Source organism: Bradyrhizobium sp. P2_E8 (genome assembly GCF_056403875.1).
Genome location: NZ_JBFUES010001129.1, coordinates 1 through 2,225 on the forward strand (window position 1 = coordinate 1; position 2,225 = coordinate 2,225).

The following is a 2,225-nucleotide window of genomic DNA, read 5'->3' on the forward strand; positions in this document are numbered from 1 at the left end:
GGCTCAAGGATCCGTCGTCGCAGATCACCGCGCGCCTGATCGGCCTCGATTGAGCAGGCCGGCAATGATCGATCGAGAGGGCCAGCCATGACGTCCAGCGATTACGATCCTTCAAGCGAAGGCGCCGAGACCGATTTCGCCCGGCGCATGTCCTATGGCGATTATCTGGCGCTGGATTCGATCCTCGGCGCGCAGCATCCGCTGTCGGAGGCGCATGACGAGATGCTGTTCATCATCCAGCATCAGACCACCGAGCTGTGGATGCGGCTCGCCATCCACGAGCTCAGCGCCGCGCGCCGTGCCATCGGCCGCGACGAGGTGCAGCCCGCGATGAAGATGCTGGCGCGGATGTCGCGCATCTTCGAGCAGCTCAACAACGCCTGGGACGTGCTGCGCACGATGACGCCGAGCGAATATACCCGCTTTCGCTCGCAGCTCGGGCAGTCCTCCGGCTTCCAGTCACGCCAGTACCGGCTGATCGAATATCTGCTCGGCAACCGCAACCACGCCATGCTGAAGCCGCACGCGCACGATGTCGAGACGACGAAGCTGCTCGAAGCCGAGCTCGCGACGCCGAGCCTCTATGACGAGGTGCTGCGTCTCGCCGACCGCAACGGGCTGAAGATGCCGGCCGCGGTGCTATCGCGCGATGTCCGCGAGACCCACAGCTTCAACGAGGGCGTGCTGCAGGCCTGGCGTATCGTCTACCAGGCGCCGGAGACGCACTGGATGCTCTACGAGCTTGCCGAGAAGCTGGTCGATTTCGAGGACTATTTCCGGCGCTGGCGCTTCAACCACGTGACGACGGTCGAGCGGGTCATCGGCTTCAAGCGCGGCACCGGCGGAACCGGCGGCGTCAGCTATCTCAAGCGCATGCTGGAGATCGAGCTGTTCCCCGAACTCTGGCGCGTCCGCACCATTCTCTAGAGATGTCCATGACCAAGTCGAAGCTTCGCGTCTATGACGACACCAGGGCGCTGTTCCATCTGCCTGACGGCGTGATCTACCTCGACGGCAATTCACTCGGCGCGCTGCCGCTGGGCGTTGCCGAGCGCGTCAACCGCGTCATCACCACCGAGTGGGGCAACGAGCTGATCCGCGCCTGGAACAGCGCGGGCTGGTATGCCCAGCCGCGCCATGTCGGCGATCGCATCGCCCGGCTGATCGGCGCGGAAGCAGGCTCGGTGATGGTCGGAGACACGCTGTCGCTGAAGGTCTACCAGGCGCTCGCCGCTGCGCTCGACATGAACGCATCGCGCAAGGTCGTCCTGTCAGACAGCGGCAATTTCCCGACCGACCTCTACATGGCCGAAGGCTTGATCGCGACGCTCGGGCGCGGGCATCAATTGCGCCTGGTCGCGCCGGAGGAGATCGAGGCTGCGTTGTCGGAGGAGATCGCGGTCCTCTACATCACCGAGGTCGATTACCGCACCGGCCGCCGCCACGACATGGCGAAGCTGACGGCGAAAGCTCATGCGCTCGGCATCGTCACGGTCTGGGATCTCGCCCATTCGGCCGGCGCGCTGCCGGTCGATCTCGCCGGCTCAGGTGCCGATTTCGCCGCGGGATGCACCTACAAATACATCAACGCCGGTCCCGGCGCGCCGGCCTTCCTCTACGTCGCGCCGCGCCACGCCGACACCGCGCGCGCCGCGCTGTCGGGCTGGATGGGCCACGCAAAGCCGTTTGCGTTTGAGCTCGCCTATGTCGCGGCCGGCGGCATCGAGCGCATGCGCGTCGGTACCCCGCCGGTGTTGGCGATGGCGGCGCTGGAGGCTTCGCTCGACATCTGGGACCGCGTCGATATCGCCGAAGTCCGCGCGCGCTCGCTGGCGCTCGGCGATCTCCTGGTCGCCGAAGTCGAGCGCCGCTGCCCGTCCTTGAAGCTGGTGACCCCGCGTGCGCATGAGCGCCGCGGCTCGCAAGTTTCCTTCGCCTTCGATGGCGGCTACGCCGCCATGCAGGCCCTGATCGCCCGCGGCGTCATCGGCGATTTCCGCGCCCCCGACATCATGCGCTTCGGAATCACGCCGCTGTATATCGGCGAGGCTGAACTGATGAGGGCGGCCGAGATCATCGAGGAGGTGATCGCAGGCGAGGTGTGGCGGCGGCCGGAATATCAGGTCGTGAATGCGGTGACGTGAGCACCGAACGTCGCCCCAAGCGTCATTGCGAGCGAAGCGAAGCAATCCAGACTGTGTCCGTGGAAAGACTCTGGATTGCTT

General features: G+C 65.7%; 2 protein-coding genes. Both read left to right on the forward strand.

The annotated features are described in order from the left end of the window. Positions 1–87 precede the first annotated feature (87 nt). Complete coding sequence (gene kynA / locus AC1D00_RS37600) at positions 88–927, forward strand: tryptophan 2,3-dioxygenase (RefSeq protein ID WP_477014150.1); 840 nt, start codon at positions 88–90, stop codon at positions 925–927. A gap of 2 nt (positions 928–929) precedes the next feature. Then, on the forward strand, positions 930–2,144 hold the full coding sequence (gene kynU / locus AC1D00_RS37605) for a kynureninase (protein WP_477014151.1): 1,215 nt from the start codon (positions 930–932) through the stop codon (positions 2,142–2,144). The last annotated feature ends 81 nt before the right edge of the window (positions 2,145–2,225 follow it).

What these genes read in the sequence shown, in the direction of transcription:
- kynA (WP_477014150.1), top strand. Translation starts at nt 88, where the DNA reads ATGACGTCCAGCGATTACGATCCTTCAAGCGAAGGCGCCGAGACCGAT.
- kynU (WP_477014151.1), top strand. Translation starts at nt 930, where the DNA reads ATGTCCATGACCAAGTCGAAGCTTCGCGTCTATGACGACACCAGGGCG.